At 69.9% G+C, this 3,199-nt stretch carries 5 protein-coding genes; all 5 read left to right on the forward strand.

All coding sequences use genetic code 11. From position 1 onward, the window contains the following. Positions 1-182: hypothetical protein (locus tag AB3X43_RS06605; RefSeq protein WP_473965073.1), on the forward strand; the 182-nt coding region annotated here is incomplete at its 5' end. Between the two features lie 26 nt (positions 183-208). After that, a complete protein-coding gene (locus AB3X43_RS06610) occupies positions 209-1,027 on the forward strand; it encodes a glycosyltransferase family 2 protein (RefSeq protein WP_369429068.1) in 819 nt (272 codons plus the stop codon). Continuing rightward, on the forward strand, positions 1,020-1,529 hold the full coding sequence (locus AB3X43_RS06615; protein ID WP_369429069.1) for an acyltransferase: 510 nt from the start codon (positions 1,020-1,022) through the stop codon (positions 1,527-1,529). Before AB3X43_RS06610 ends, AB3X43_RS06615 begins: the two co-directional genes overlap by 8 nt. Beyond that, positions 1,526-1,954, forward strand: a complete 429-nt coding sequence (locus AB3X43_RS06620; RefSeq protein ID WP_369429070.1) for a sugar 3,4-ketoisomerase — start codon at positions 1,526-1,528, stop codon at positions 1,952-1,954. The genes AB3X43_RS06615 and AB3X43_RS06620 overlap by 4 nt, the downstream gene beginning before the upstream one ends. Further along, positions 1,951-3,051 carry a DegT/DnrJ/EryC1/StrS family aminotransferase gene (locus AB3X43_RS06625; protein ID WP_369429071.1) on the forward strand — a complete coding sequence of 367 codons (1,101 nt, stop codon included), beginning with the start codon at positions 1,951-1,953 and terminating at the stop codon, positions 3,049-3,051. Before AB3X43_RS06620 ends, AB3X43_RS06625 begins: the two co-directional genes overlap by 4 nt. Positions 3,052-3,199 lie beyond the last annotated feature (148 nt).

The raw sequence follows: 3,199 nt of genomic DNA on the forward strand, positions 1-3,199 counted from the left end.
CGTTCACCGGCACGCATCCCGCCTGCATGGCCGACTGGCTCGCCCACGACGCCGAACCCGCGTTCACCCCCGACCCGAACCACCTGCTGACCCGCCGCGAGCGCAAGCACCGCCACGCGATGCGGCTGGAGCGCTGGTTTGGCTGGGACCTGAGCCACAAGCACTACACGCTCGTGGCCTGAGCCGCGCCGAGGAAGGACACGCCCCCATGAACCGCCGCACCACCATCGTCATCCCGGTGCTGAACCAATTGCGCTACACCGCGATGTGCATCGACAGCCTGCGCGCCCAGGGCGTGGCGCCCGGCGACATCCTCGTCATCGACAACGCCAGCACCGACGAAACGCCGCAGTGGCTGGCCGACCACCCCGAACTCGCGCAGCGGCGCAACCGCGTCAACCTCGGCTGCGGCGGTGCGTGGACCCAGGGCGCGCTGCTGGCGGGTGACGCCGAATGGGTCGTGCTGCTCAACAACGACGTGCTGGCCGGACCGCGGGCGATCGAAGCGATGCTCGACGCCGCTGAACACCAAGGCCTCAAGGTCGTGAGCCCCGCATTGCTCGAAGGCGCCGAAGACTACGGTTACACGCAGTTCGCTCCGGAATACCTCGTGAAGATGGCGGGCACGGTGCGCCGCGGCTGGTTCCATGGCGTGTGCTTCGCGGTGCACCGCAGCGTGTTCGAGCAGATCGGCTTTCCCGACACCGACCGGCGCCTGGGCGGGCACGAGGACATGGAATACCTCGTGCGCTGTACCCGGGCCGGCATCCCGGTCGGCACGGTCGGCGACGCGGTGTTCCACCACTTCGGCTCGATCACGCAGAAGGCGCTCAAGAAGGAAACCGGCGCCAAGGCGCTCGGCGACCGGCACTACTTCTACAGCCGCCTCGGCATGGGCTGGCTGGCGCGCAAGCGCTTCAAGCTGCAGCGCGAGCGCCAGCGCGACCAGTGGTCCGCCGAAGAGACGAAGCGCACGGGGTACAGCCTGCACATGCTGCGCGAGGGCGGGGGCTGGAAACATGTCTGAGGTGACGGCTCCGCCGGATCGCCCGGCCTGCATCCACCCGCTCGCCGACGTGCAGAGCCCGCACATCGGCGCTGGCACGCGCATCTGGCAGTTCGTCGTCGTGCTGGCCGGCGCGCGCATCGGCCGCGACGGCAACATCTGCGCCCACTGCTTCATCGAGAACGACGTGCACATCGGCGACCGGGTGACGGTGAAAAGCGGTGTGCAGCTCTGGGACGGGCTGACCGTCGAGGACGACGTCTTCATCGGCCCGAACGCCACCTTCTCGAACGACCGCCATCCACGCAGCGGCCACCGCGACTTCGTGCGCGAGGCCACCGTCATCGAACGCGGTGCGTCGATCGGCGCCGGTGCCGTGCTCCTGCCAGGCGTGCGCATCGGCGCAGGCGCGATGGTGGGCGCGGGCGCGGTGGTCACGCGCGATGTGCCGGCGGGCGTCACCGTGGTCGGCAATCCGGCCCGCCCCCTGTCCCCACCGCTGACTGAAGGAACCTGGACATGAGCACCCCGCTGGAACGCTGCCACCTCGTCGACCTGCCCAAGATCACCGACCCGCGCGGTAATCTGACCTTCATCGAAGGCGGGCGCCATGTGCCCTTCGACATCCAGCGCGTCTACTACCTCTACGACGTGCCCGGCGGCTCCGAGCGCGGCGGCCACGCCCACAAGGGCCTGCACCAGCTCATCGTCGCGATGTCGGGCAGCTTCGACGTGGTCCTCGACGACGGCACCGCCAAGCGCCGCTTCCACCTCAACCGCTCCTACTACGGGCTCTACGTCTGCCCGATGATCTGGCGCGAGCTGGACAACTTCTCGTCCGGCTCGGTCTGCATGGTGCTGGCGTCCAACCGCTACGACGAGGACGACTACTACCGCGACCACGACCAGTTCCTCGCCGCCGCCCTGCCCGCCCCACGCCAGCCATGATCGACTTCCTCAACCTGAAGCGCGTCAACGCGCCCCATGAAGCCGCGCTGCAGGCCGCCGCCGCCCGCGTGATCGCCTCCGGCTGGTACGTGCTCGGCGAGGAATGCGCGCACTTCGAGGCCGAGTTCGCGCAGTGGTGCGGCGTGCGCCACGCCATCGGGGTGGCCAACGGGCTGGACGCGCTGCACCTGATCCTGCGCGCCATGGACATCGGCCCCGGCGACGAGGTCATCGTGCCGTCGAACACCTTCATCGCCACCTGGCTGGCGGTGAGCCAGGTGGGCGCGGTGCCGGTACCGGTCGAGCCGCGGGCCGACACCGCCAACCTGAATCCCGACCTCGTCGAAGCCGCGATCACGCCACGCACGCGTGCGATCCTGCCGGTGCACCTCTACGGCCAGACCGCCGAGATGGCCGCGCTGCGCACCCTCGCCGACCGCCACGGCCTGAAGCTGATCGAGGACGCCGCGCAGGCGCATGGCGCGCGCCACCACGGTGTGCGCGCCGGCGCGCTGGGCGATGCGGCGGGATTCAGCTTCTATCCCGGCAAGAACCTTGGCGCGCTCGGCGACGGCGGTGCGGTGACGACCAACGACGACGCGCTGGCCGCCCGGCTGCGCCAGTTGCGCAACTACGGCTCGTCCCGCAAGTACCACCACGAGACGATCGGCGTGAACTCGCGCCTGGACGAACTCCAGGCGGCGATGCTGCGCGTCAAGCTGCCGGCGATGGACGCGGAAAACGCCGTCCGCCAGCGCCTCGCGCAGCGCTACCTCGCCGGACTGGCGGACGTGAACGTCGAGCTGCCGCGCACCGTCGAGGGCTGCGATCCAGTGTGGCATCTGTTCGTCGTGCGGGTGGCCGAGCGCGCGCGCGTGCAGGCCGAGCTGACCCGGCGCGGCATCACGACGCTGGTCCACTACCCCATTGCCTGCCACGAACAGCAGGCCTATGCCGACCGCGGCTGGCCGGCGCTGCCGATCGCCAGCGCGCTGCAGCACCAGGTGCTCAGCCTGCCGATCAGCCCGGTGCACACCGAGGCCGAGGTCGACACCGTCATCGCCGCACTGGCCGACATCGTCGGACGGCGGAGCTGAGCGCCATGACCGACACGACACGCCGCCCCCGCATCACGCTGGTGGTGTTCGCCTACAACCAGTCCGCGATGATCGATGCGGCCATCGACAGCGCGCTGGCCCAGGTCTGCGAGCCCATCGAGATCCTGCTGTCCGACGATGCCTCGCC

Source organism: Sphaerotilus sp. (genome assembly GCF_041083715.1).
Taxonomy (GTDB): Bacteria; Pseudomonadota; Gammaproteobacteria; order Burkholderiales; family Burkholderiaceae_C; genus Sphaerotilus.

What these genes read in the sequence shown, in the direction of transcription:
- AB3X43_RS06625 (WP_369429071.1), top strand. Translation starts at nt 1,951, where the DNA reads ATGATCGACTTCCTCAACCTGAAGCGCGTCAACGCGCCCCATGAAGCC.
- AB3X43_RS06615 (WP_369429069.1), top strand. Translation starts at nt 1,020, where the DNA reads ATGTCTGAGGTGACGGCTCCGCCGGATCGCCCGGCCTGCATCCACCCG.
- AB3X43_RS06620 (WP_369429070.1), top strand. Translation starts at nt 1,526, where the DNA reads ATGAGCACCCCGCTGGAACGCTGCCACCTCGTCGACCTGCCCAAGATC.
- AB3X43_RS06610 (WP_369429068.1), top strand. Translation starts at nt 209, where the DNA reads ATGAACCGCCGCACCACCATCGTCATCCCGGTGCTGAACCAATTGCGC.